Source organism: Bradyrhizobium sp. SZCCHNS3052 (assembly GCF_032484495.1).
In the GTDB taxonomy this organism is placed as follows: Bacteria; Pseudomonadota; Alphaproteobacteria; order Rhizobiales; family Xanthobacteraceae; genus Bradyrhizobium.
The window spans coordinates 1691024-1715458 of record NZ_JAUETB010000001.1; the positions used below are offsets into that span (position 1 = coordinate 1691024).

The following is a 24435-nucleotide window of genomic DNA, read 5'->3' on the forward strand; positions in this document are numbered from 1 at the left end:
TCCTCCCTTGTGTCGCACGCACCGGCGGCAGACGCGAATGCGTCTGCGCCGGAGCATGTGCCCGAGGCCGCGGTGCTGGTTGTTAGTTAGAACTGCCCGAAGTCGATCGGCTGGTGACGATCGAGCGTGCGGGTGACCGGCGGCAGCGGATATTTAAGTCCTGTCGCGCAATTGAACAGCATGACGCGATCGTTTTTCGTTACGCGCCCGTCGGCCAGGCTCTGCTTGTAGGCGGCATAGGTCGCCGCGCCTTCCGGGCACAACAGCAGCCCCTCCTCGCGCGCGACTTCGCTGAGCGCAGATGAAATCTTCTCATCATCGACCGCAATGGCGAAACCTTTGCTCTCGCGCACCGCGCGCAGGATGAGAAAATCACCCACCGCCTGAGGCACGCGGATGCCGGACGCGATGGTGTGGGCGTCTTCCCACCGGGTCGCATGCTCGACGCCCTGCTCGAAGGCCCGCACCATCGGCGCGCAGCCCGAGGCCTGCACCGCGACCATGCGCGGACGCTTTGCGCCGATGAAGCCGATCTTCTCCAGTTCGTCGAACGCCTTCCACATGCCGATCAGGCCAGTGCCGCCGCCGGTCGGATAGAAGATCACGTCGGGCACGTCCCAGCCGAGCTGCTCGGCAAGCTCCAGGCCCATCGTCTTCTTGCCCTCGATGCGATACGGCTCCTTCAGGGTCGAGGTATCGAACCAGCCGACCTTGGCCTTGCCCTCGCCGACGATCTTGCCGCAATCGTCGATCAGTCCGTTGACGCGGTAGACGGTCGCGCCCTGCAGCTCGATCTCGCTGACGTTCACCTCCGGCGTATCGGCCGGACAGAAGATCGTGGTCTTGATGCCGCAGGAGGTCGCATAGGCCGCGAGCGCAGCACCGGCATTGCCGTTGGTCGGCATCGCCATGTGCTTGATGCCGAGCGCCTTGCCCATCGACACTGCCATCACGAGGCCGCGCGCCTTGAACGAGCCGGTCGGCAGCCGGCCCTCATCCTTGACGATGATCTCGCCGCCGCCGAGCTTCTTCGACAGCTTGGGCAGGCTGATCAGCGGTGTCATGACCTCGCCGAGGCTGACGATGTCCCGGCATTTGCGCACCGGCAGCAGCTCGCGATAGCGCCACATGTCGGCCGGACGCTGCGCCAGCGCGTCCTTCGTGAGCGCCCGCTTCACGCCCGCGAGATCGTAGCGCACCAAGAGCGGCTTGCCGGCCTTGGAGAGGTTGTGGACCTGATCCGCCGGATAGTGATCGCCTTCCATCGCGCATTCGAGATGGGTGACGAAGGTCGGACGTTCGATGGTGAGATTGTCGCTGGATTTCACGGCAGTGACTTTCTGGCTGCTGTCGTCATTGCCGGGCTTGACCCGGCAATCCATCCGCTTCGCAGAGTTTCCCGAAGCGCGATGGATGCGCGGGTCAAGCCCGCGCATGACGAGCGGGGACGGAGCTACATGTTCAGCACGCGGCCGTAGGCGTCGAGCACGGCTTCCTTCATCATCTCCGACAGGGTCGGATGCGGGAAGACCGTGTGCATCAGCTCTTCCTCTGTCGTCTCGAGGTTCATCGCCACGACATAGCCCTGGATCAGCTCGGTGACCTCGGCGCCGACCATGTGGGCGCCGATCAGTTGTCCGGTCTTCTTGTCGAAGATCACCTTGACCAGGCCCTGGTCCTCGCCGAGCGCAATTGCCTTGCCGTTGCCGACGAAGGGGAAGCGGCCGACTCTGACGTCGCGGCCCTGCTCCTTGGCCTTGGCCTCGGTGAGGCCGACGGAGGCGACCTGCGGATGGCAATAGGTGCAGCCCGGAATGAGGTTCTTGTCCATCGGGTGCGGATGCAGGCCCTTGATGGCCTCGACGCAGACCACGCCCTCATGCTCGGCCTTGTGCGCGAGCATCGGGGGACCGGCGACGTCGCCGATCGCGTAGACGCCGGGGACGTTGGTCTTGCCGTAGCCGTCGATGACGATGCAGCCGCGATCGGTCTTCACCCCGAGCTTCTCGAGGCCAAGATTCTCGATGTTGCCGACAACGCCGACCGCCGAGATCACGCGATCGAACTCGACCGACTCGGTCTTGCCCTTGCCGTCGTCGATCGTCGCCACCACGCTGTCGCTCTTCTTGTCGAGCTTGGTGACCTTGGCGCCGGTCATGATCTTGAGGCCCTGCTTCTCCAGCTGCTTGCGCGCGAGGCCGGCGATCTCGGCGTCCTCGACGGGCAGGATCTGCGGCAGCACCTCGACCACGGTGACGTCAGAGCCCATGGTGCGGAAGAACGAGGCGAATTCGATGCCGATCGCGCCAGAGCCGACCACCAACAGCGACTTCGGCATCTTGTCAGGAACCATCGCCTCGAAATAGGTCCAGACCAGCTTCTTGTCCGGCTCGAGCCCCGGCAGCACGCGCGGCCGCGCGCCGGTGGCAACGATGATGTGCTTCGCCTGATAGGTCCCCTCGCCCAGCGCGCCCTTGGGCGCCTCGACGTCGGATTTGGTCACCGTGATCTTGCCAGGCGCGTCGATCGCAGCCTTGCCCCAGATCACCTGGACCTTGTTCTTCTTCATCAGGAAGCCGACGCCGTCATTGAGGCGCTTCGAGACGCCGCGCGAGCGCTGCACAACCGCCTTCGGATCGTAGGAGATCTTCTCCGCCGACAGGCCATAGTCCTTGGCATGCTGCATGTAGTGATAGATCTCGGCCGAGCGCAGGAGCGCCTTGGTCGGGATGCAGCCCCAGTTCAGGCAGATGCCGCCGAGATAGGACTTCTCGATGATCGCGGTCTTGAAGCCGAGCTGGGCGGCGCGGATCGCGGCGACGTAGCCGCCCGGGCCGGACCCGATGATGATGATGTCGAAGGATGTGTCGGCCATGACGGCTCCCATTCAACTTAAGCAGTCGGAAATCAGACGGTGGGGCTGCGGACGGAGCGTCGCCAGATCATGGCTCGCATGACGGCTTCCAGGAGCATCAGCAGGGTGCAGATAGCGAATCCGGCGAGCGCGATCGGCGCCCAGATGCCGCGCGACAGCGCCTCGCCGGAGAAGAAGGCAGAATAGATGACGTCGATCCCGAGCGGATTGGCAAACAGCGCGGCGCTCACCAGCGCCGTGATCCAGGGCCACCGCGTTCTGATGCGCATGCGTCGGCCCCGTTTGCCATCCCGCTCCGGAAAGCAAGATCACACCATCATCATCACGGGATTCTCGATCAGCTGCTTGAAGGCGCCGATCAGCTCGGCGCCGAGCGCGCCGTCGATCGCGCGGTGATCGCACGACAGCGTCACGCTCATCATGCTCGCGATCTCGATCTTGCCGTTGCGCACGACGGGGCGTTCTTCCGAGGTGCCAACCGCGAGGATCGTGGCATGCGGCGGATTGATCACGGCGGTGAAGTGGTTGATGCCGTACATGCCGAGGTTGGAGACGGCCGTGGTGCCGCCCTGATATTCCTCCGGCTTCAGCTTGCGCGAGCGGGCGCGCGCGGCAAAGTCCTTCATCTCGCTGGAGATCGCCGACAGCGTCTTGGTCTCGGCCTTGCGGATGATCGGCGTGATCAGTCCTCCGGGCATTGCGACGGCGACACCGACATCGGAATGCTTGTGCTTGACCATGCCGCCTTCGGTCCAGCTCACGTTGCAGTTCGGGATCTTCTGCAGCGCCACCGCCATCGCCTTGATGACGAAATCGTTCACCGAGAGCTTGTAGAGCGGCTTCTTCTCCTTGTCCTTTGGAGCTGCCGCATTGATCTCCTCGCGCGCGGCGAGCAGCTTGCCGATGTCGCAGTCGATCGTCAGGTAGAAGTGCGGGACGTTCTGCACCGACGCCGTGAGGCGCTGCGCGATGGTGCGGCGCATGCCGTCGTGCGGGATGACCTCGTAGGAGCCGGGCTCGAACAGCGCCAGGATCTGCTTGTCCGACATCGACGGCGCCAGCGCGGGCGCGCCTGTCGCGGCAGGTGCCGCCGACGGCGCGGCCTTCAGGCCCTTGCCGGACTTGGCGTCCTCGACGTCGCGCGCAACGACGCGGCCGTGCGGGCCGGTGCCGGTGATGCGGCCGAGATCGATGCCGGCATCCTTGGCGAGACGTCGCGCCAATGGCGACGAGAAGATGCGCGCATGACCGTTGACCTGAGGGGCCGCCGCAGGCGCGGCTGGCGCAGGAGCCGTAGCCGACTTCGGCGCGGGCGCCGCGGCCGGTGCAGCCGTCGCAGCGGGAGCCGCCGATGCGATGGGCTTGGCCTCGGGCTTGGGAGCTGCCGCAGCCGGTGCGCTGCCGGCGGCCTTGACGTCCTCGCCCTCGCCGGCGAGCACCGCGATCACGTCGTTCACGGGCACGTCCTGCGTGCCTTCCGGCACCAGGATCTTGGCGAGGGTGCCTTCGTCGACCGCCTCGACTTCCATCGTGGCCTTGTCGGTCTCGATCTCGGCGATGACCTCGCCTGACTTGACCTGGTCGCCTTCCTTCTTGAGCCAACGGGCGAGGTTGCCCTTCTCCATCGTCGGCGACAGCGCGGGCATGAGAATGTTGATCGGCATGATCAGTGACCTTGTTTCGACCTGGGGCTGGTGGTGCCCGTATCGGTCGGCCGAGCCAGCTCGGCTTCGAACATCTCGACGATGCGCTGCAGCGCCTCGTCTTCGGAATAATCGCTCTCGCGCGCATAGGCGCGCGCAGCATGACGGGCGACGTCGACCAGGAGCAGCCCCCACACGTCGGGCTCCTCGAACGCGCGCTGGAAGGCGATCGAGAGCCCGCCATCGAGCACGAAGGCGCGCAACACTTCGGTGGCGTCCTCGCGGCCGATTACATCGGGCGGCAGCGGCTGCTCCTTGGGTCCGGCCATCTGGGCGTCCTCGACGGCTTACCGGTAGCAGACGGATTTGGCGGCCTGAACGACCTCCGCGGCCGAGGGCAGCGCGAGCTTCTCGAGATTCGCCGCATACGGCATCGGCACGTCCTTGCCGGACACGCGCGCGACTGGGGCATCGAGATAGTCGAAGGCGTGCTCCATGATGCGCGCGGCGATCTCGGCGCCGACGCCGCTCTGCTGCCAGCCCTCCTCCACCGTCACCGCGCGGCCGGTCTTCTTGACCGAGGCGACGATGGTCTCGGTGTCCATCGGACGCAGCGTGCGCAGGTCGATCACCTCGGCCTCGATGCCCTCCTTGGCAAGCTCATCGGCGGCCTTCAGCGCGTAGGTCATGCCGTTCGACCACGAGATGATGGTGACGTCCTTGCCGCTGCGGGCGATGCGCGCCTTGCCGATCGGGATCACATAGTCGTCGAGCTTCGGCACTTCGCCGGAGTGGCCGTAGAGCACCTCGTTCTCGAGAAAGATCACCGGGTTCGGATCGCGGATCGCGGCCTTCAGCAGGCCCTTGGCGTCCGCCGCGGAGTACGGCGCGATCACCTTGAGGCCGGGAACGTGAGAGTACCAGGACGCGTAGTCCTGGCTGTGCTGCGCGGCAACGCGGGCGGCGGCGCCGTTCGGACCACGGAACACGATCGAGCAGCCCATCTGGCCACCCGACATATAGAGTGTCTTCGCCGCGGAGTTGATGATCTGGTCCATCGCCTGCATGGCGAAGTTGAAGGTCATGAACTCGACGATCGGCTTCAGGCCGGCCATCGCGGCACCGACGCCGATGCCGGCGAAGCCGTGCTCGGTAATCGGCGTGTCCATCACGCGGCGGGCGCCGAACTCCTGCAGCAGGCCCTGGGTGACCTTGTAGGCGCCCTGATATTCGGCGACCTCCTCGCCCATGATGAAGACGTCGCCGTCGCGGCGCATCTCCTCGGCCATGGCGTCGCGCAGCGCCTCGCGGATGGTTTGCGTCACCATCTCGGTGCCCGCGGGCACCTCGGGATCGGGCTCGGCCACGCTCTGCGGCGCAGCCACGCCGGTCGGCGCAGGTGATGCCGACACCGAAGCAGCCGGCTCGGCCGGCGGCGCCGACTGCGCGGCCTTCATCTCGGCAGCGGGTGCCGCCTTGCCGAGATCGGCCACGCTCTCGCCATCCGCGAGGATGGTCGCAATCGGCGTATTGACCGCGACGTCGGCGGTGCCTTCGGGGATCAGGATCTTGCCGAGCGTGCCCTCGTCGGTCGCCTCGACCTCCATCGTGGCCTTGTCGGTCTCGATCTCGGCGATCACGTCACCCGACTTGATCGCCTCACCTTCCTTCTTCAGCCACTTGGCGAGATTGCCCTTTTCCATCGTGGGCGACAGCGCAGGCATCAAAACTTGAATAGGCATATCAGCTCCAGAGAAACAGCTTGCGCGCGCTCAGCGGTAAACGTCGGTGTAGAGCTCGGCGACATCGGGCTCGGGATCGGCCTGCGCGAAATCGGCGGCCTCGTTGACGATCTTGCGCACGTCGGCATCGATCGTCTTGAGATCCTGCTCGCTGACCTTGGCCGCCAGCAGGCGGTTGCGGACCTGCTCGATCGGATCCTGGTCGTGACGGACCTTCTCGACCTCCTCGCGGGTACGATACTTCGCCGGGTCCGACATCGAGTGGCCGCGATAGCGGTAGGTCTGCATTTCCAAAATGTAAGGGCCCTTGCCCTCGCGGCACCAGGCAACGGCCTTCTCGCCCGCAGCCTTCACGGCGCGGACGTCCATGCCGTCGACCTGCTCGCCCGGGATGTTGAAGGAGATGCCGCGCTTGGAGAAGTCGGTCTGCGCCGAGGCGCGCGACACCGCCGTGCCCATCGCATAGCGGTTGTTCTCGATGACGTAGATCACCGGCAGCTTCCAGAGCTCCGCCATGTTGAAGCTCTCATAGACCTGCCCCTGGTTGGCCGCGCCGTCGCCGAAATAGGCGACGCTGACCGAGTCGTTGCCGCGGTAGCGGTTGGCGAGCGCAAGGCCGGTGCCGAGCGAGACCTGGGCGCCGACGATGCCGTGGCCGCCGAAGAAGTTCTTCTCCATGCTGAACATGTGCATGGAGCCGCCCTTGCCCTTGGAGTATCCACCGCGGCGCCCGGTGAGCTCGGCCATCACGCCCTTGGCGTCCATGCCGGTGGCCAGCATGTGGCCGTGATCGCGATAGCCGGTAATGACCTGATCGCCCGGCTTCAGCGCCATCTGCATGCCGACCACGACGGCTTCCTGGCCGATGTAAAGATGGCAGAAGCCGCCGATCGCACCCATGCCATAAAGCTGACCCGCCTTCTCCTCAAAGCGACGGATCAGCAGCATGTCGCGCAGCGCAGCCAATTCCTGTTCTCTGGTGAATTCCGGCGGCGGGCCGTTGTCTCTGTCCTGCCCTTGTTCCTTTGCGGCGGTCTTCTTCGGTGCGGCCATGGCAATTCCGGATGAGAGAAAAAGTAGCTCTCTCTAGCTCAACTCCAGGAGACGTAAAAGGACCGCGTGGCGCGTCCGAAGGCTTTGGCGTGCCGCGCTGCAATGCACACGAAATATTGCAAATACAATTCCACCATTTTTGGAATCCGACCGCAGGCCGCTACAAAAATGAGCAGCCATCTCAGCGGATGGGACGCTTGAGGCCAAGCCGACGACGCCCTCGACGACACCCTCATCGTTGGATCTTGACGACGCCGACAGCGACCAAAAAAACCCGACATATCGAACATCGGCATAACGGATATTCCGACCGAGCAGCGGCAGAGGGTCTCCGTGTTCCTACGGGCCTTCGAATCAATCAATTCTAAACCTTCCGCAGCGCACAATTATTCCGAATTCATCAACGAAATCAAATAACTAAACGAAAATCCCTGGCTGCCTGGACTGTCCGGCTGCCTGGGCCCTCTGACAGGAACGAACATGGTTCTCACCATCCCTCGCCGCTTTGCGGTTCTGGTCGCGTTATCCATCGGCGTCTGTATCGTCGCCGTGGTCAGCCAGCTGCTGGCCACCCGAACAGCCCTGGTCGAAGAGCGTAAGGCTGTAGTCGTCGGACAGGTGCAATCTGCCGTGTCGATCGTGAAGGGCTTTGCCGATGCGGCGGCGAAGGGGGCCCTGACCGCGGACGAGGCGCAGAACCGCGCCAAGGCCGTGCTCCGCGGCATTCGGTTCGGCAAGAACGACTACATCTTCGTCTACCAGCCGGACGGCGTGAACCTCGTGCTTGGCCCGAAGCCGGATTGGGAGGGCAAGGGTCTGCTCAACGAAAAGGACGCCAATGGTCTGCCCTTCGTACGCGAGTTGATCGCGGCTTCGACCCAGCCTGGTGGCGGCTTCGTCAGCTATATGTTCGCGCGCGCCGGCAGCAGCGTCCCGGTGGCGAAGCTCGGCTACACCATGAAGGCCGATCCGTGGAACTGGGTTGTGGGCACAGGCGTGTATGTCGACGATCTCGACGAGGCGTTCTACGCCTCCGTCAAGGTGACGCTGATGTGGGCCGTCGGACTGATCGCCCTGCTGTGCGTTGCGACCCTGATGATCGCGCGCGGCCTGGTCCGGCCGCTGCAAGCGATCACCCGGACGATGACCGAGCTTGCGAACGGGAATCTCGCTGTGCAGATCCCGAACTCGGAACGGCGCGACGAGGTCGGCGAGATGGCCCGTGCCGTCGAGGTGTTCAAGGTCAATGCCGTCGCCCGCCAGCGGCTCGAGGCCGAGCAGAACGAGCTGGAGGCACGCCAGGCCGAGCAGCGCAAGATCGATACGATGCGCCTTGCGAACGATTTCGAGACAGCGGTCGGCCAGATCATCGAGACGGTGTCGTCGGCAGCGACCGATCTGGAGTCATCGGCCCAGTCGCTCAGCGCAACGGCCGAGCGCTCGAAGGGTCTTGCCACCGTCGTAGCCGGCGCCTCAGGCGCCGCCTCCAACAACGTCCAGTCGGTCGCCGCCGCCACCGAGGAAATGTCCTCCTCCGTGAACGAGATCAGCCGACAGGTGCAGCAGTCTTCGGCGATCGCCAGTGAAGCCGTTGAGCAGGCCCGCAAGACCAATGAACGCGTGGGCGAATTGTCGCAAGCGGCGGCTCGCATCGGCGACGTGGTGGAGCTCATCAACACCATCGCCGGCCAGACCAACCTGCTGGCCTTGAACGCCACCATCGAGGCGGCGCGGGCGGGTGAAGCTGGTCGCGGCTTCGCCGTTGTCGCCTCGGAGGTCAAGGCGCTCGCCGAGCAGACTGCCAAGGCGACGGGAGAGATCAGCCAGCAGATTGGCGCCATCCAGACCGCCACTCAGCATTCGGTGACCGCCATCAAGGAAATCGGCGACACGATCGGCCGGATGTCGGAAATCGCCGCCACCATCGCAGCCGCTGTCGAAGAACAGGGCGCCGCAACCCAGGAAATCTCGCGCAACATCCAGCAAGCCGCCAGCGGTACGAAAGAGGTCTCCGCGAATGTTGCCGACGTCCAGCGCGAAGCAACCGAGACGGGGACGGCTTCGTCCCAGGTGCTCAACGCTGTGCAGTCACTGTCCCAGGACAGCAACCGCCTGAAGGCCGAGGTCCACAAGTTCCTCGCCACCGTGCGGGCCGCATAAGGGGCAGCCCATCAGCGATCGTCGAAGGCCCGCGCGCAGCGCGGGTCTTCCTCGTCATGGGCTTGTCGTGCCTGCGTTCGTTACGCAGACGCGAGGCGAGTCTCACAACGGATGCATCGCGGAGACCGGCTCGCTCAGTTCGGCCGATTGATCCGGATCAGATCACGCGGGTTAGCGTAGCCGAGCTGGAAGCGGGCGCGCTCATCGAGCATGTCGGGATCGACCCGGTCGGAGCGCAGCAGCGACACGCGCTTCTCACCCTCCGCCCGCTCCTGCTTCAGCCGGGCGAGCTCGGAGGTGAGCGCAATGATCTCCTGGTCGAGCTCCTGACGCGCGGTCAGGCCGTAGCGGCCGGTATAGGCGTTGATGCCGAAATAGCCGATGATGGCGGCCGCCATCGTGTAGAGGGCGAGCCCGGTCAGGAACGATTTGAGCCGCGCGCGGGAGACCATGGCCGGAAGATGGGGCGCCTTGGTTAAGGATCTGCTAATCTACGCCGCGCGGCTTCGTTCCGAAGGTCCCATCACGCGTCACTGGCTGACGGATTGCCGAAGCACCGTGAAACACAAGGTGGCTCGCGACACGAAGCCGAGACGCTCATACAGCGCGATCGCGGCATGATTGTCGTCTATGACGTGGAGAAACGGCGTCTCGCCCCTGCCCCTGATGGCCGTCATCAGGACCGTGACGAGCCTCTGGGCATAGCCAAGGCCGCGATAGTCCGGATGGACACAGACTGCGCTGATTTCCGTGAACCCGTCGAGGCGCATGCGCTCCCCGGCCATGGCCGCCAGTCGCTCCCCGTCGCGAATGCCGATGTAGCGGCCCAGCTCGCGGGTCCTGGCCAGGAACGGACCGGGCTTGGTCAGCGCAGTCAGTTCCAGCATCGCCGGGATGTCGCGCTCGTCCAGCACCTCGACCGCGGCATCCCCCACGGGATCGACCGCCCCGACGGCAACCATCTGGCGGACGCTGGCTCTGAGCCGGGCGTCAAGGCCACGCACATCGCCCGGGGGTGCAGGGGTCACGATCGCAACGACATCCTCGTTGGCAAGGTCGGCGAGTTCAGACCACGCAGCATCGCTGTCGTCCGACATGGCGGCAAATGGCGCAATCGCCGCCGGATAGCGACGAGCATGCGCGGCGCCCTCCGCAAGCGCTCGGTGCCCGGTGGTCAGGGCTGACCAGACGGGGCGATCCAGCGCTGCGTGCTGCTCGGCAGAAAGCTCCAATTTGGACATCGAACCAGCCTCCAGACGATCCGTCCTCAGCTCCGGTAGACCGGCTCTTCGAGGTCGAGCATGCGCTTGACGGCCTCGAGGTGCAACCGAGCCGATTCCGCATCTCCTTCGCGCATCTGGCGATAGGCGGCCTCGGCGATCTCGGGCGCGACCGGCACCACCTTGCGGCCGGTCGACAGCGCCAGGCACTGCACCTGGCAGGCGCGCTCAAGGTAGTAGAGATCGTCCCAGGCTTCGGCGATGGTCGGCGCCAGAACCATGACGCCATGATGCTTCATGAAGACGATGTCGGCATCACCGACAGCCCCGGCGATGCGATCCCCCTCCCGCGCGTCGAGCGCCAGCCCGTTGTAGTTCGCGTCGACCGCGGTTCGCCCATAGAATTTCAGCGCCGTCTGCCCGGCGAAGATCAGCGGGTCGCCTTCGGTCATCGACAGCGCGGTGGCGTAGGGCATGTGGGTGTGGAACGCGACCTTGGCGCGCGGCAGCGCCTTGTGGATGCGGGCGTGGATGTAGAAGGCGGTCGCCTCCGGGCGGCCGTCGCCGGCAATGACGTTGCCGTCGAAGTCGCACACCAGGAGCTTCGAGGCCGTCAGTTCGCGGAACGCATAGCCGTAGGGATTGACGATGAAGAGGTCGTCATAGCCGGGGACCAGCGCCGAGAAGTGGTTGCAGATGCCCTCCTCGAACCCGTGCCGTGCCGCCATCCGGAAACAGGCCGCGAGGTCGATCCGCGTCTGCCAGACGGCCTCCGAGTCGAGATCCGGCTGGTTCGGGCCGGGCCTCGACGACGACGCGGGTGTGAACGAATGGGCCATCGTGCTTCCTTGGCAACGCGCATCCTTGCGCAAGTCCGGCATCGCCTTGAAACGGATCGGGCAAGGCGCGTCAACGCCCTGCCCGCATCATACCCGTCATGCAGTTGCCGACCGCCGCAGGTGGACGCGGCGGCGGCGAACGCGATCAGCCGTTCTGCTTGGCCACGAATGCGGCGAATGCATCCAGATATTGCTGCAACACCGTCTTGAGCGAATCCTTGACCAGCTCGCCCTGGGCGTCGAAGGCGTCGCCGACGCCATTCAGGTAGATTTCCGGCTGCCCCATGACCGGGCCAGAGATGCCAGGCATGATGTTCTGCAGATGCTTGGCCGCCGCCACGCCACCGAGCGGGCCCGGCGAATTGGAGATGAGGCCGACCGGCTTGCCCAGGAACGAACTCTGCCCATAGGGACGCGAGGCGACGTCGATCGCATTCTTGAGCACGCCGGGAATCGAGCGGTTGTATTCCGGCGTCAGGATCAGCACGCCGTTCGAGGCCTTCAGCTTCTCCCGCAGGGCGAGCCAGTCGGCCGGCGGATTGGCTTCGAGATCCTGGTTGAAGAACGACAGGCCGTTGAGCGTGGTCACGTCGATCTTCAGGCTGGCCGGCGCCAGCTTGGCGAGCGCATTGGCGATCTTCAGGGTGAAGCTCTCCTTGCGGAGACTGCCGACGAGGGCGACGATCGAATAAGGTGCGGGCATGGGGAATCCTTTGAGGAGCGGGGTGTGGAGCGCACTTAAGGCGCGCGAGCAGGAACATGCAAGTGCATGGACCATCCTCACGCGAAACACTGCGTTTCATCGCAAGCAACGCCCGAGTGTTCCCGACCCTTGCCCGCGTCGTGGAGCTCAGCCGGTCCCCTTGAGACAGCGCGTGAATTCCGCCACCGCCTGATGTGTGAGCCAGATCGCCTGCCCGTCGACCGGCTGCGCCCATGACGAGACCTTGGCGATCACGATGCCGTTGGCGGCATCGACGAACAGGTTCTGGCCGTGAATGCCCATCGCGAACATCAGCTGCGGCGCGTCGTTTGTGACGTACCAGCCGCTGCGATAGTGCATGTTGCGGCTGATCGCGGCAAAACTGTCGCGCCATTGGCCGTCGCGCCAGGCCTGCACATCGCCATTGTGCCTGATGTCGTCGATCCAACCTTCGGGAATGATCGTGTGAGAGCCCCGCCGCCCGCCTGACAGCACGAGCTGGCCGAGCCGGGCGACGTCGCGCAAGGTGGCGCAGAAGCCGCCGGTGCAGCGCGGCGCGCCGTTTCGGTCGAGGGTGATGAAGGCCTCGCCGCTCGCCCCCATCGGCTTCCACAGCAGGCTGCCGGCGAGGCTCGCGAAGCTGCGGCCGGTGGCGCGCTCGATCGCCCATCCCAGCAGATCGGTGTTGGACGAGACGTAGCTGAAGGCGCCGCCATGCGGCGCCGCCTGAGCGCGCATCGTCGCAAAGAAATCGTGCAGGTTTGGCGTCGTGCCCGGCGCGACCGGCTCCCAGCCCGCGGCGTCGGCATAGGCCTGCAGGCCGGCACCATCGAACACGACGCCCGCACGCATGTCGAGCAGCTGCCGGATCGTGGCGCCGCGATAGGCCGTGGCGGCCACTTCCGGCACATAGCGCGTGACCTCGGCGTCGACGTCGAGCTCGCCGCGATCCGCGAGGATTCCGACCATCAGCCCGGTGATCGACTTGGTCGCCGACATCAGGATGTGCGGCGTGTCGCGGTCGGTGCCGCCGTCATAGTGCTCGAACACGATGCGGCCGTCGTGGAGGATCAGGAGCCCGTCCGTCGCCGTCGCTTTCAGGAATCCGTCCAGATCGAGCATGCCGCCCTTCGGCAGCCGCAGGCTGAACTGATCGAAGGAGATCGGACTTGCCGGCAGCGGCCACGCGCTGCCGGGCGCGCTCTCGATGTCGGCGACCGGGAGGATCGACCGAATGTTGTGGAAGGCCCAGCGGCTGAACGGCGCGGAGCGCCAGTTGGAAAGATCGGCGCTGGAAGCTGAGAGATCGGTCGACATGCAAGGCCCTGCGGACATCCCGGGAGGTTCGACATAGGCGCTCGCGCGAGCCGCGGAAAGCCCGACATTTCGCATATGCAAAAACGAGCAGGCCGCCCGAAGGCGGCCCCCTCTCTCCTCCGTCATTGCGAGCGAAGCGAAGCAATCCAGGGCTCGGTTGGGAGTCTGGATTGCTTCGTCGCGGAGCCTGTCCTCGGGCTCGCCGGAGGCGAGACCCGGGGGCTCCTCGCAATGACGCTAACCGATATTCAGATCACCGGATTCCACGGCGCCGGAATCAGCCGGTACTTGGCGCCGTCCTTCTCGACATAGCCCACTGAAGGGAAAGAGAAGTGGAAGCCGATCACCTTGGCCTTCTCGGCGGCGGCCATGTCGTAGAACCTGTGCCGCGTGGCCTGCGCCATCTCGGCATCGGTGTCGAACATCACGTGCCAGTCGGGGTTGCGCAGGAACAGTTCGGGGACGTTGGTGACGTCGGCCTGGATCAGGACCCTGGCGTTGCCGGACGCGACCGCGAACGAGGTGTGTCCCGGCGTGTGACCGGGCGTGCCGAGCGCGGTGATGCCGGGCGCGACCTCCTTGTCCCACTCGTACTGAGTGACATTGCTCTCGAGCCCGCCGAACACCTTCTTGAAGTTGGCGAAGTTGCCCTTCATCAAGTCGGTCTGCGCCTTGGCGGCGTTCTCGTCGCTATTCCAGAACGCCCACTCCTTGGCCGGCACCTTCAGCTCGGCGTTCGGGAACGCCAGCGAGCCGTCCGCGAGCTTGAGGCCGTTGATGTGGTCGCCATGCATGTGGGAGAGCACGACGACGTCGATGCTCTTCGGATCGACGCCGGCGGCAGCGAGGTTCTGCAGCGTGCGGCCAACCGCGCCCTTGCTGGCCTCGAAGGCGCCAGCGCCGTTGCCGGTGTCGATCAAGACCAGCTTGGAGCCGGTGTTGATCAGCTGCGGATTGAAGGGGATCGTGATCATGCCCTTCGGCATGTAGGCGCTTTCGGCAGCCGCGAGCGCGTCGTCCTTCGCCGTGTTGACGACGAACGTGTCGGGCATCGGGAAGGTGCGCGCGCCGTCATTGACGGAGGTGCATTCATAGTCGCCGACCTTGTAGCGATAGAAGCCGGGCGCCTGCGCGCCGGCGGGTGCAACCGCTGCGCGTGCCCGTCCGGCCAGCGGCGGCAAAGCGGTTGCAGCCCCGGCGAGGGCCGCACCGGCCAGAAATCGACGGCGATCCAATCGGGTCATGACAAATCTCTCCTCAGTGCTCCATGCGGCTGACACCGCCCCCAGACAAACGGGGCGGATTGTCTCCGCATGCGGGCCAAACGCAAGCCCGTCAGCAACGTCCGAGGAGCGACGTTAGGTCACTTCTCTTTGTTGGGGTCGATGAGGAATTTTTCGCCGGTGGCCCGTTTGGCGTACGCGGCGAGGTTGGCCGGATCGAGCGCCTCGGACAAGGAAACGACCTTGGTGTAGTGGCTCGCAAAGGTCGTCTTCAGCTCGTCGACGACGCGCTGGCGCAGCCGCTCGGTATCCGCCTTGCCGATCTTCATCAGGAACGGAAACAGCAGCCAGCCGCCGACGCTCCAGGTCATGCCGAAGCCGCGCGTGATCTCGGTCGGGCGCGTGTCCAGGCTGCCGTAGATGTAGACCTGCTTGTGCACGTTCGAGCCGTAGCGGCTGTAGGGATGCTTGCCGGACTTGTTGATCGCGGCTTCCATCGCGTTGAGGATCTGGCCGGCGAGCTTGCCGCCGCCGATCGCATCGAAGGCGATGGTCGCGCCGGTCTCGACCAGCGCCGCGATCAGGTCGTCCATGAAGGTCGGCGCCGTCGAATCCACGATGTATTTCGCGCCGATGCCGCGCAACAGCTCGGCCTGATCAGCGCTGCGCACGATGTTGACGAGCGGGATGCCGTCCTTGAGGCAGATCTTGTTGAGCATCTGCCCGAGATTGGACGCGGCGGCCGTGTGCACCAGCGCAGTATGGCCCTCGCGCCGCATCGTCTCGGTCATGCCGAGCGAGGTCAGCGGATTGACGAAGCAGGAGGCGCCGTCGGCCGGCGTGGTGCCGGCCGGCAGCGGCAGGCATTCGGAGAGCTTCAAGCAGCGATACTGGCTGTACATCGCGCCGCCGATGGCCGCGACCGTGCGGCCCATCAGCGCCTTGGCGGCATCCGAGGAGCCGGTCTTGACCACCACGCCCGCGCCCTCGTTGCCGACGGCCAGGGACTCGTCGAGCCGGCCGGCCATCGCCCGCATCCCCGCCTCCGGCACCTTGGCGGTGATCACGGGCCGCTCCTTGGTGCCGGACGCCTGCAGGGTCGACAGGTCGGCGGCGCCGACGAGGAGGCCGAGATCGGACGGATTGATCGGCGCCGCCTCGATGCGCACCACCACCTCGTCCGGCCCCGGCTCGGGGGTCGGCACGTCGACCAGCGAGAGCTCGAGCTCGCCGCTGCGCCTGATCAGCGTCCGCAGTTGCAGGCCCTGTGTCTCGACACCCATGCGCGCCTCCCTTTTTTCTTTGGTTAGCTTGTCCAGACTCAGGCCAGCGCCTTCAGCGCCGCCCTGCCCGCATATTTGGCCTGCGCGTCCAGCTCCTGCTCGATGCGCAGCAGCTGGTTGTACTTCGCGGTGCGGTCGGCGCGCGCCAGCGAGCCGGTCTTGATCTGCCCGCAATTGGTGGCGACCGCGAGATCGGCAATCGTCGAATCCTCGGTCTCGCCGGAGCGGTGCGACATCACGGCGGTGTAGCCGGCCTTGTAGGCCATCTCGACCGCGGCCAGCGTCTCGGTGAGCGTGCCGATCTGGTTGACCTTGATCAGGATCGAGTTGGCGCGGCCGTTGCGGATGCCGTCGGCGAGACGGTTGACGTTGGTAACGAACAGGTCGTCGCCGACGAGCTGGCACTTGTGGCCGATCAGGTCGGTCAGCTCCTTCCAGCCGTCCATGTCGTCCTCCGACATGCCGTCCTCGATCGAGGCGATCGGGTAGCGGGCGACCAGATCCGCAAGATACTTGGCCTGCTCGGAGCGCGAGCGCGACTTGTTCTCGCCCTCGTAGACGTACTTGCCGTCCTTGAAGAACTCGGTCGCGGCGCAGTCCAGCGCCAGCATCACGTCCTCGCCGGCGGTGTAGCCGGCCTTGCCGATGGCGCTCATGACGAAGTCGAGGGCTGCGTCCGCCGACGGCAGGTTCGGCGCGAAGCCACCCTCGTCGCCGACATTGGTATTGTGACCGGCCTTCTTCAGCTCGGCCTTGAGCGTGTGGAAGATCTCCGAGCCGCAGCGCAGCGCCTCCGCGAAGCTCGGCGCGCCCACCGGCATGATCATGAACTCCTGGAAATCGATCGGATTGTCGGCGTGGACGCCGCCATTGACGATGTTCATCATCGGCACCGGCAGGGTGCGGGCCGAGGTGCCGCCGACATAGCGATACAGCGGCATGTCGTAGGAGATCGCCGCCGCCTTGGCGCAGGCGAGCGAGACGCCGAGAATGGCGTTAGCGCCGATCCGGCTCTTGTTCTCGGTGCCGTCGAGCTCGATCAGGATCTGGTCGATCTGGACCTGGTCCTGCACCGACATGTCGCTGAGCGCCTCATAGACCTCGTCGTTGATGGCTTCGACGGCCTTCAGCACGCCCTTGCCGAGATAGCGGTGCTTGTCGCCGTCGCGCAGCTCGACCGCCTCGTGGGCGCCGGTGGAGGCGCCGGACGGCACCGCGGCGCGGCCGACCGAGCCGTCCTCCAGCACGACGTCGACCTCGACCGTGGGATTGCCGCGGCTGTCCAGGATTTCGCGGCCGATGATGTCGACGATGGCGGTCATGGGGTCCTCTTACGGCGTTTCCGGGTGGGCATTGCTGCGCCGCTTCTACCGCAAGGTCACGGGGGCGAAAAGGCCAAGTGGAGCAGAACTCGCGTCGAAATCACGAACCGGATGACGCACGCCCGGCGATTGGCTAAACGGGCGCCAATCGCGACAGGTGACACGACATATGGCGAAAAGATCCAACACCACCATGACATCGGCCGGCCTTCAGCTGGGCCGCCATGTGGCCGCCCCCGACAGTCCGGAAACGGCAACGCTCGACCGCGTTCCCAATCCGCAGAAGGACACGGATTACCTGGCCCGCTTCACGGTGCCCGAGTTCACCTCGCTGTGCCCGGTGACGGGACAACCGGATTTCGCCCATCTGGTCATCGACTATGCCCCCGGCCCCTGGCTGGTGGAATCCAAGTCGCTGAAGCTCTATCTGGCCAGCTTCCGCAACCATGGCGCGTTCCACGAGGACTGCACCGTCGCCATCGGCAAGCGCCTCGCCGCCGAGATCAAGCCGAAATGGCTGCGCATCGGCGGCTACTGGTACCCCCGCGGCGGCATCCCGATCGACGTGTTCTGGCAGACCGGCAAGCTGCCGAAGGGCCTGTGGGTGCCAGACCAGGGCGTGGCGCCGTATCGTGGGCGGGGGTGAAGCTGATCGAGGAAGGAGGTACGCCGTGAACGGCGCAGTAAAGCATGCCCGCCTGTCGGTGCACTGTCCCAAGTGCACCATAACCGTCACGTGGCCGCCCTCGCTGTCAGCAGAACACAAGGCGAGGATCGCAAGGGAAATCCGCCGCAGTCAGATTGCGGGCCACAAATTGCTCGCCGCCGAGTTCGGCTTCTCCATGGCGGAAGCAAAGGCCCTGACGCTACACGTCACACAGACCGCGGGCACGTGTCACCGCTGCCGCCGTCCCCTTTCCCGGAAGGACGATGTGATCGTCTGCGAGATGTGCCGGTCGGCAAATCTCGACTGGTAGTCGCCGATCGCGCGCGGGCCTGAAGGCCGCCGGTCCCCGGCGCCTCGTACGCACTTTCGCACTACCGCTAAACTACATTATTGAGAAGTGCTTCCAAACCTCTCCCAGGCGGGTCTTACGAGATTCAATTTGCATGGATTTGATCTCTTTCGTTTTTACATCTCTCCCCCGCATCACACATCCTTCTCCGCTTATGACAAACTTGCTTTCCTGCAAAAACGACTTCGGGAAAGGAGTCGCCAAAACGAAATCCAGGAGGGAGGCAAGATCGCTTTTCGATCGATTCGAGTTCTTCTTCGACCCCTTCAACATGATTACCCCGTACATTCTTCCGTTTGAAAACGGGTAGGCTGCATCATCATTGAAGTCGGTATCAAAAGAGACGAGCGTGTATCCGAGCCGCGAGCAGTACTGGAATGAAAGTCGTCAGACCGACCCTGATTGCCTAGCTCTACCGCACTAAGCACCTTCACCTTCTTTTTCCACCAAGATCGCTTCCTAAAATTATCAATGATCGACGCTGGAATATTTTCGTCGAAATACAAGAGCGGCTTCTGCTTGCCCGTTTCGCCGGTGCTTAGCCTAATACCACTCAAGCTCAACCGAGGTGCTTCGGCAACGCCAAAGGTTGCGCCACAAAGGCTTTCAATGACCGCCGGAACGAACCCAGTGAACTCCAAACGCTTCTTTGCTTGGGTCCTCGCGATGGCGTTGCAGCGTCGTGGGACGACCAGCGGTGGCGGACCGTAAATGCGGGTACAGCAGCCGCAGCCCAGCGTCGATCCATGGTTCTGAGTCGCCCGACGGGTGCGTTCCCGTTTGACTTTCCCGTTCTCTGCAACCACCAAACCGCTGCTCCTGAAAGCCGATTTTTCCTGCGCCTTCAAACCGATCACCCCTGTCCAGACCTTCCGCGAAAAATATTCTACTTTCGTTTTATCAGAATTCGTGATTGACTATCGTCGTCCCGTCTCGATCAGAGGGGCGCTTCGCGGTCGTCACGGACGTTGAGGCGGGATGCGGTGGGCGTGTCGGGTTCGCAGCGTGATCAGTCATGCGGACGAACGAGCCTGATACGCCGGCGAAGTCGTATGGTCCTGGCCTCCCGACGCTGAGGCTCCGCTGGCGGTGATGATGATCCGCCGGTCACGGGGGCAAGACAGCCCGGTCCCCGGGGAGAGTACGTATAAGCCGCCCAACCATCGCGCGGGGAATGCCGGGATGTCTCGGCTGAACCTGTGGTTCCTGCCGCCTGCATTTTTTTCTGCAGGCGGGCCATGGGGGCGGCCAGCTCCCGGCATTCCCCGCGCCCTCTTCTCAGAAAGAGGGCATGTCCCAAGGCAAAGCTCGGACGCAGACGCGCCGCGAGATGGCGGCGGTGCGTCCCGCGGCCAACGAAAGCGCCGATATGTCTCAGCCGCGCATCTTCAGCATCGAGAGCGAGAAACGCCCTCGCCGCACTTCCCCAGGACCATCGCAGCTAACGATGGGCATTTTACCCTCGCCCGTCTCCACGTCGTCATGCCCGGGACAAGCCCGGCCATGACAGAGCAACAAATTAGCAGGCGTTGCTGCCGCGACGGGACCATGTCTTCAGATGCAATGGGCCCGCGCCCGTGTCCGACATGGCCGTCAGCTGACCGCCGCATCTGCCGGCGGCCGCTGCCGCAGCAGCGCGGCGCAGGCGAAGCCGAGCACGACCATCATGATGGCGGCGATCAGCAAGGTCGGCTGCTTGCCACCGTGGACCAGGCCGAAGCCGTAGGCGATCGGGCCGACCGTCTGGCCCATGAAGAAGAAGAACGAGTGCAGCGACATCGCGGTCGCGCGCGCCCCGATCGACAGCTCGCTGGCGAACACCTGCAGGCAGCCATGGATCATGTAGAAGCCCCAGCCCATCAGCAGCATGCAGCCGAACTGCAGCTTCCAGCCCGGGCCGAAGGCGAGCGCGGCGAGCTGCAACCCGACCAGGGCAGCGCCCGTGATCATCATGCCCTTGACGCCGAGCCGCGGCAGGAAGTTCGAGACCGTGAACGTGTAGAACAGGCCGCCGACCGCGAAGCCTGCGATGACGATGCCCGCGATCGACAGCGAGGTCTCGCCGAGATCGAACAGGAACGAGGCGATGAACGGAAACAGCCCGAACACGCAGCAGCCTTCGACGAACACCGCCGAGAAGCAGAAGCGCGAATTGGGGTTGGTGAAGATGGTGCGGTAGCCCTTCCTCAGCGCGGCGAGATCGGTGGTCGGCGCATGCGTGACCTTGGCGCCGCGAAAGCCTGCCGCCACCGCGAAGGAGGCGATCAGCCCGAGCGCGCCGAGGATCGCGAGCACGCCACGCCAGCCGATGAAATCGCCGATGATGCCGGATGCCGTCGCGCCGAGCAGGTTGCCCGCCATCGAGCCCGCGAGCGTGCGGCCGATCGCGACCTGCCGCTTGTCGGGCGCAACGAGATCGCTGGTCAGCCCGAGCGCCACCGGAAACACGCCGCCCGAGGCGATGCCGGCGAGGATGCGCGTCGCGAACAACAGCGGAAACGAGGTGGCGAGCGCACCGAGGATGCTGGCGACACCGAGCAGCGCCAGGCACAGCGTCATCAGCCGCGCCTTGCCGAACAGATCGGCGGCGGCGCCGATCGCCGGCTGGATCAGCGCGTAGATCAGCGCATAGCCCGCGGCGATGCTCGCCGCCGTGGTGATGCTGATCGCGAAATCCTCGGCGACATGCGGCAGCACCGGATCGAGCGCCCGCGTCGACAGCGCCGCCGAGAAGCCTGCGAGGGCGATGATGTTCACCGCCGGCGGAAACTTCTGCCCCGCGGGCTTGGCGGCGGTCTGGTGCATCAGCGCCCGGCGTCCGCCGCCGGCGCCTTGGCGAGTGCGTCGAACGCCATCAGCGTTCGCAGCAGCCCCTCGAACTGCGCGAGCGGGACCATGTTCGGCCCGTCGGAAGGCGCATGATCGGGATCGGGATGGGTCTCGATGAAGACGCCGGCGACGCCCACGGCCACCGCCGCCCGCGCCAGCACCGGTACGAATTCGCGCTCGCCGCCCGAGGACGTGCCCTTGCCGCCCGGCTGCTGCACGGAGTGGGTCGCATCGAAGATGACCGGCGCGCCGGTCGTGCGTGCCATGATCGGCAGCGCGCGCATGTCGGAGACCAGCGTGTTGTAGCCGAACGAGACGCCGCGCTCGGTGACCAGCACGTTGCGATTGCCGGAGCCCGTGATCTTGGCGACCACGTTGGCCATGTCCCAGGGCGCCAGGAACTGGCCCTTCTTGACGTTGACGACCTTGCCCGTCGCCGCGGCCGCCAGCAGCAGGTCGGTCTGCCGGCACAGGAACGCGGGGATCTGCAGCACGTCGACGGCCTGCGCCACCTCGGCGCACTGGCTGGCGTCATGCACGTCGGTCAGCACCGGCAGGCCGAGCGAAGACCGGATCTCGGCGAAGATCGGCAGCGATTGCGAAAGCCCCAGCCCGCGGGCCGCCGAGGCGGAGGTGCGGTTGGCCTTGTCGAACGAGGTCTTGTAGACGAGGCCGATGTTCAGCCGCGCCGCGATCTCCTTCAGCGCCGAGGCGACCTCGAGCGCATGCGCGCGGCTCTCGAGCTGGCATGGGCCGGCGATCACGGCGAGCGGCAGGTGGTTGCCAAACTTGACGGAGCCGAGGCTGACGACCGGCGCGGCAGAGATCGAAGCGTTCACGACATCATCCTCATGAGAGCGCGCGACCATGGCCCAGCGCCGGCTGCCGGATCAACCGGCGTTTGCCTGCGAATAGCAGGGTTGCGGGGATCGGTCATCCCAGCCCCTCCCCGGGCTCTATTTCAACGCCGAAAACGCCGTCGGCACCAGGAACTGGCTGGTGATGTTGGCAACGATCTGGCCGTCCTCCTCGCTCTTGGCACGCGCCGAGATCCAGTCGGGATCGGACATGAACTTGGTCCACTTGGTCTCGCGCTCGGCGAGCGATTCCCAGGCGATGAAATAGGTGAGGTCCTGGTTGGATTCGCCGATCAGGGTCGTGAAGAAGCCCACGGGGCGGATGCCGTGCTTCTCCCACAGCTTCAGCGTCGTGTTTTCGAAACGCTTCAGCAGCGCCGGCAGCCGGCCCGGAATGCAGCGATAGATGCGGCTCTCGTAGATCATCTGATCCTCCCTGATCTTTTCTGGCTTCGCGCGATCGGGGAGCGTTGTCGCAACAATCGTCGCGGCCGTCAAAGGTCGCGTTGCGCGCCTCGGCCGTCGTTGCGAGGAGCGTCAGCGACGAAGCAATCCAGAGTCCCGCCCGCGACTCTGGATTGCTTCGCTCCGCTCGCAATGACGGGACTTGGCACCACGAGCCCGTTACACCAGTCGCGACTGCACCACTGCGGCCTGAATGAACGACGCGAACAGCGGATGCGGCTCGAACGGGCGCGACTTCAGCTCGGGGTGGAACTGGACGCCGATGAACCACGGGTGGTCCTCGTACTCCACGATCTCCGGCAGCACGCCGTCGGGCGACAGGCCGGAGAACTTCAACCCGTGCTGCTCGAGCCGGTCCTTGTAGGCGGTGTTGACCTCGTAGCGGTGGCGATGCCGCTCGGAGATCTCGGTGGCGCCGCCATAGACCTCGGAGACGCGGCTGCCGCGCTTGAGCGCCGCAGGATAGGCGCCGAGCCGCATCGTGCCGCCGAGATCGCCGCTCTTGGAGCGCTTCTCCAGCTCATTGCCACGCAGCCATTCCGTCATCAGGCCGACCAGCGGCTCCGGCGTCGGACCGAACTCGGTCGAATTGGCCTCGGCGATCCCGACGAGATTGCGCGCCGCCTCGATGACCGCCATCTGCATGCCGAAGCAGATGCCGAAATACGGCACGTCGCGCTCCCGCGCGAATTGCGCCGCACGGATCTTGCCCTCGGCGCCGCGCTGGCCGAAGCCGCCGGGCACCAGGATGCCATTGACGTGCTCGAGGAATGGCGCGGGGTCTTCGTTCTCGAACACCTCGCTCTCGATCCAGTCGAGCTTGACGCGGACCTTGTTGGCGATGCCGCCATGCGACAGCGCCTCGATCAGCGACTTGTAGGCGTCCTTCATGCCGGTGTACTTGCCGACGATCGCGATCGTGACGTCGCCTTCCGGGTTGCGAACGCGCTCATTGATCGTGTGCCAGCTCGAAAGCGCCGGCGGCACCCGCGGCTCGATGCCGAACGCGGCCAGCACCTCGTCGTCGAGGCCGGCGGCGTGATAGGCCTCCGGCACGGCATAGATGTTGTCGACGTCACGCGCCTCGATGACGGCGCTTTCGCGCACGTTGCAGAACAGGCCGAGCTTGCGCCGCTCCTCCTTCGGGATCGGGCGGTCGGTGCGACACAGCAGGATGTCAGGCTGGATGCCGATCGAGCGCAGCTCCTTGACCGAATGCTGCGTCGGCTTGGTCTTCAACTCGCCGGCGCTCGGGATGTAGGGCAGCAGCGTGAGGTGGATGTAGATCGCGTGATGGCGCGGCAGCTCATTGCCGAGCTGCCGGATCGCCTCGAAGAACGGCAGGCCCTCGATGTCGCCAACGGTGCCGCCGATCTCGACCAGCACGAAATCGTACTCGTCATTCCCGGACAGGACGAAATCCTTGATCGCGTTCGTCACGTGCGGGACGACCTGGATGGTCGCGCCGAGATAGTCGCCGCGCCGCTCCTTGGTCAGGATGTCCTGATAGATCCGGCCCGTGGTGATGTTGTCGGCCTTGGTCGCCGGTCGGCCGGTGAAGCGTTCGTAATGTCCGAGATCGAGATCGGTCTCGGCGCCATCATCGGTCACGAACACTTCGCCGTGCTGATACGGCGACATCGTGCCTGGATCGAGGTTGAGATAGGGGTCGAGCTTGCGAAGCCGGACCTTGTAGCCACGGGCCTGCAGCAGCGCGCCTAACGCGGCTGAAGCCAGACCCTTTCCGAGCGAGGAAACCACGCCGCCGGTGATGAAGATGTACCGCGCCATGGGACCCTACCTTTAATGCCGCGCGCTCGATTCGCCAAAACGAATCGCTTGCAGCCCGCAACGCTGTCGCGGGCCTGTGGGTTACTTCAAAATCTGA

At 65.1% G+C, this 24435-nt stretch carries 23 protein-coding genes; 3 read left to right on the top strand and 20 right to left on the bottom strand.

What is annotated here, in order from left to right:
* Positions 1-86: 86 nt before the first annotated feature.
* From QX073_RS07735 to pdhA, 7 genes are all read right to left on the bottom strand, one after another.
* Positions 87-1328, bottom strand: coding sequence for a threonine synthase (locus QX073_RS07735; RefSeq protein ID WP_316225533.1), 1242 nt, complete (start codon positions 1326-1328; stop codon positions 87-89).
* Positions 1329-1453: 125 nt separating this feature from the next.
* Positions 1454-2875 (bottom strand): dihydrolipoyl dehydrogenase, encoded by a 1422-nt coding sequence (lpdA, locus tag QX073_RS07740; protein WP_315827499.1) that lies wholly within the window; start codon positions 2873-2875, stop codon positions 1454-1456.
* Positions 2876-2907: 32 nt separating this feature from the next.
* Positions 2908-3144: a hypothetical protein gene (locus QX073_RS07745; protein WP_315827498.1), complete on the bottom strand. Its 237-nt coding sequence runs from the start codon at positions 3142-3144 to the stop codon at positions 2908-2910.
* 39 nt (positions 3145-3183) lie between these two features.
* On the bottom strand, positions 3184-4539 hold the full coding sequence (locus QX073_RS07750) for a pyruvate dehydrogenase complex dihydrolipoamide acetyltransferase (protein ID WP_315711661.1): 1356 nt from the start codon (positions 4537-4539) through the stop codon (positions 3184-3186).
* A 2-nt stretch (positions 4540-4541) separates the two neighbouring features.
* Entirely contained in the window at positions 4542-4847 is a 306-nt protein-coding gene (locus tag QX073_RS07755) for a DUF5076 domain-containing protein (RefSeq protein ID WP_015666657.1), read from the bottom strand.
* An 18-nt stretch (positions 4848-4865) separates the two neighbouring features.
* On the bottom strand, positions 4866-6260 hold the full coding sequence (locus QX073_RS07760) for a pyruvate dehydrogenase complex E1 component subunit beta (protein ID WP_315827496.1): 1395 nt from the start codon (positions 6258-6260) through the stop codon (positions 4866-4868).
* 30 nt (positions 6261-6290) lie between these two features.
* The gene (pdhA, locus tag QX073_RS07765; RefSeq protein ID WP_315711659.1) at positions 6291-7313 is read right to left on the bottom strand and encodes a pyruvate dehydrogenase (acetyl-transferring) E1 component subunit alpha; all 1023 of its coding nucleotides are present in this window, start codon (positions 7311-7313) and stop codon (positions 6291-6293) included.
* A 480-nt stretch (positions 7314-7793) separates the two neighbouring features.
* Here pdhA and QX073_RS07770 point away from each other — a divergent pair, with 480 nt between their 5' ends.
* Complete coding sequence (locus QX073_RS07770; RefSeq protein WP_316225534.1) at positions 7794-9473, top strand: methyl-accepting chemotaxis protein; 1680 nt, start codon at positions 7794-7796, stop codon at positions 9471-9473.
* Between the two features lie 134 nt (positions 9474-9607).
* On the opposite strand, the gene QX073_RS07775 is transcribed toward QX073_RS07770, so the two are convergent.
* From QX073_RS07775 to eno, 8 genes are all read right to left on the bottom strand, one after another.
* Complete coding sequence (locus QX073_RS07775; RefSeq protein WP_315711657.1) at positions 9608-9925, bottom strand: septum formation initiator family protein; 318 nt, start codon at positions 9923-9925, stop codon at positions 9608-9610.
* Positions 9926-10003: 78 nt separating this feature from the next.
* Positions 10004-10714, bottom strand: coding sequence for a GNAT family N-acetyltransferase (locus QX073_RS07780; RefSeq protein ID WP_316186103.1), 711 nt, complete (start codon positions 10712-10714; stop codon positions 10004-10006).
* Positions 10715-10740: 26 nt separating this feature from the next.
* Positions 10741-11532 carry an aldolase gene (locus QX073_RS07785; protein ID WP_316225535.1) on the bottom strand — a complete coding sequence of 264 codons (792 nt, stop codon included), beginning with the start codon at positions 11530-11532 and terminating at the stop codon, positions 10741-10743.
* 145 nt (positions 11533-11677) lie between these two features.
* Entirely contained in the window at positions 11678-12235 is a 558-nt protein-coding gene (locus QX073_RS07790) for an NADPH-dependent FMN reductase (protein WP_316165286.1), read from the bottom strand.
* Positions 12236-12382: 147 nt separating this feature from the next.
* Entirely contained in the window at positions 12383-13552 is a 1170-nt protein-coding gene (locus tag QX073_RS07795; protein ID WP_316225536.1) for a serine hydrolase, read from the bottom strand.
* Positions 13553-13800: 248 nt separating this feature from the next.
* Positions 13801-14796, bottom strand: a complete 996-nt coding sequence (locus QX073_RS07800; RefSeq protein WP_316186344.1) for an MBL fold metallo-hydrolase — start codon at positions 14794-14796, stop codon at positions 13801-13803.
* Between the two features lie 119 nt (positions 14797-14915).
* Entirely contained in the window at positions 14916-16058 is a 1143-nt protein-coding gene (locus QX073_RS07805) for a zinc-binding dehydrogenase (RefSeq protein ID WP_316225537.1), read from the bottom strand.
* Positions 16059-16096: 38 nt separating this feature from the next.
* Positions 16097-17380: a phosphopyruvate hydratase gene (eno, locus tag QX073_RS07810; protein WP_315738192.1), complete on the bottom strand. Its 1284-nt coding sequence runs from the start codon at positions 17378-17380 to the stop codon at positions 16097-16099.
* 169 nt (positions 17381-17549) lie between these two features.
* On the opposite strand from eno, the gene queF reads away from it, so the two are divergent.
* The gene (gene queF, locus QX073_RS07815; RefSeq protein ID WP_316165282.1) at positions 17550-18026 is read left to right on the top strand and encodes a preQ(1) synthase; all 477 of its coding nucleotides are present in this window, start codon (positions 17550-17552) and stop codon (positions 18024-18026) included.
* A 25-nt stretch (positions 18027-18051) separates the two neighbouring features.
* Positions 18052-18357, top strand: a complete 306-nt coding sequence (locus tag QX073_RS07820) for a hypothetical protein (RefSeq protein ID WP_316165280.1) — start codon at positions 18052-18054, stop codon at positions 18355-18357.
* 314 nt (positions 18358-18671) lie between these two features.
* On the opposite strand, the gene QX073_RS07825 is transcribed toward QX073_RS07820, so the two are convergent.
* The 5 genes from QX073_RS07825 to QX073_RS07845 form a co-directional block, all read right to left on the bottom strand.
* Positions 18672-19253, bottom strand: coding sequence for a hypothetical protein (locus QX073_RS07825; RefSeq protein WP_316165278.1), 582 nt, complete (start codon positions 19251-19253; stop codon positions 18672-18674).
* A 736-nt stretch (positions 19254-19989) separates the two neighbouring features.
* Positions 19990-21201: an MFS transporter gene (locus QX073_RS07830; RefSeq protein ID WP_316225538.1), complete on the bottom strand. Its 1212-nt coding sequence runs from the start codon at positions 21199-21201 to the stop codon at positions 19990-19992.
* Positions 21201-22064 (bottom strand): 3-deoxy-8-phosphooctulonate synthase, encoded by an 864-nt coding sequence (gene kdsA, locus QX073_RS07835; RefSeq protein WP_316225539.1) that lies wholly within the window; start codon positions 22062-22064, stop codon positions 21201-21203. Before kdsA ends, QX073_RS07830 begins: the two co-directional genes overlap by 1 nt.
* A gap of 117 nt (positions 22065-22181) precedes the next feature.
* On the bottom strand, positions 22182-22508 hold the full coding sequence (locus QX073_RS07840) for an NIPSNAP family protein (protein WP_316225540.1): 327 nt from the start codon (positions 22506-22508) through the stop codon (positions 22182-22184).
* Between the two features lie 198 nt (positions 22509-22706).
* Positions 22707-24338: a CTP synthase gene (locus tag QX073_RS07845; RefSeq protein WP_315711639.1), complete on the bottom strand. Its 1632-nt coding sequence runs from the start codon at positions 24336-24338 to the stop codon at positions 22707-22709.
* Between the last annotated feature and the right edge of the window lie 97 nt (positions 24339-24435).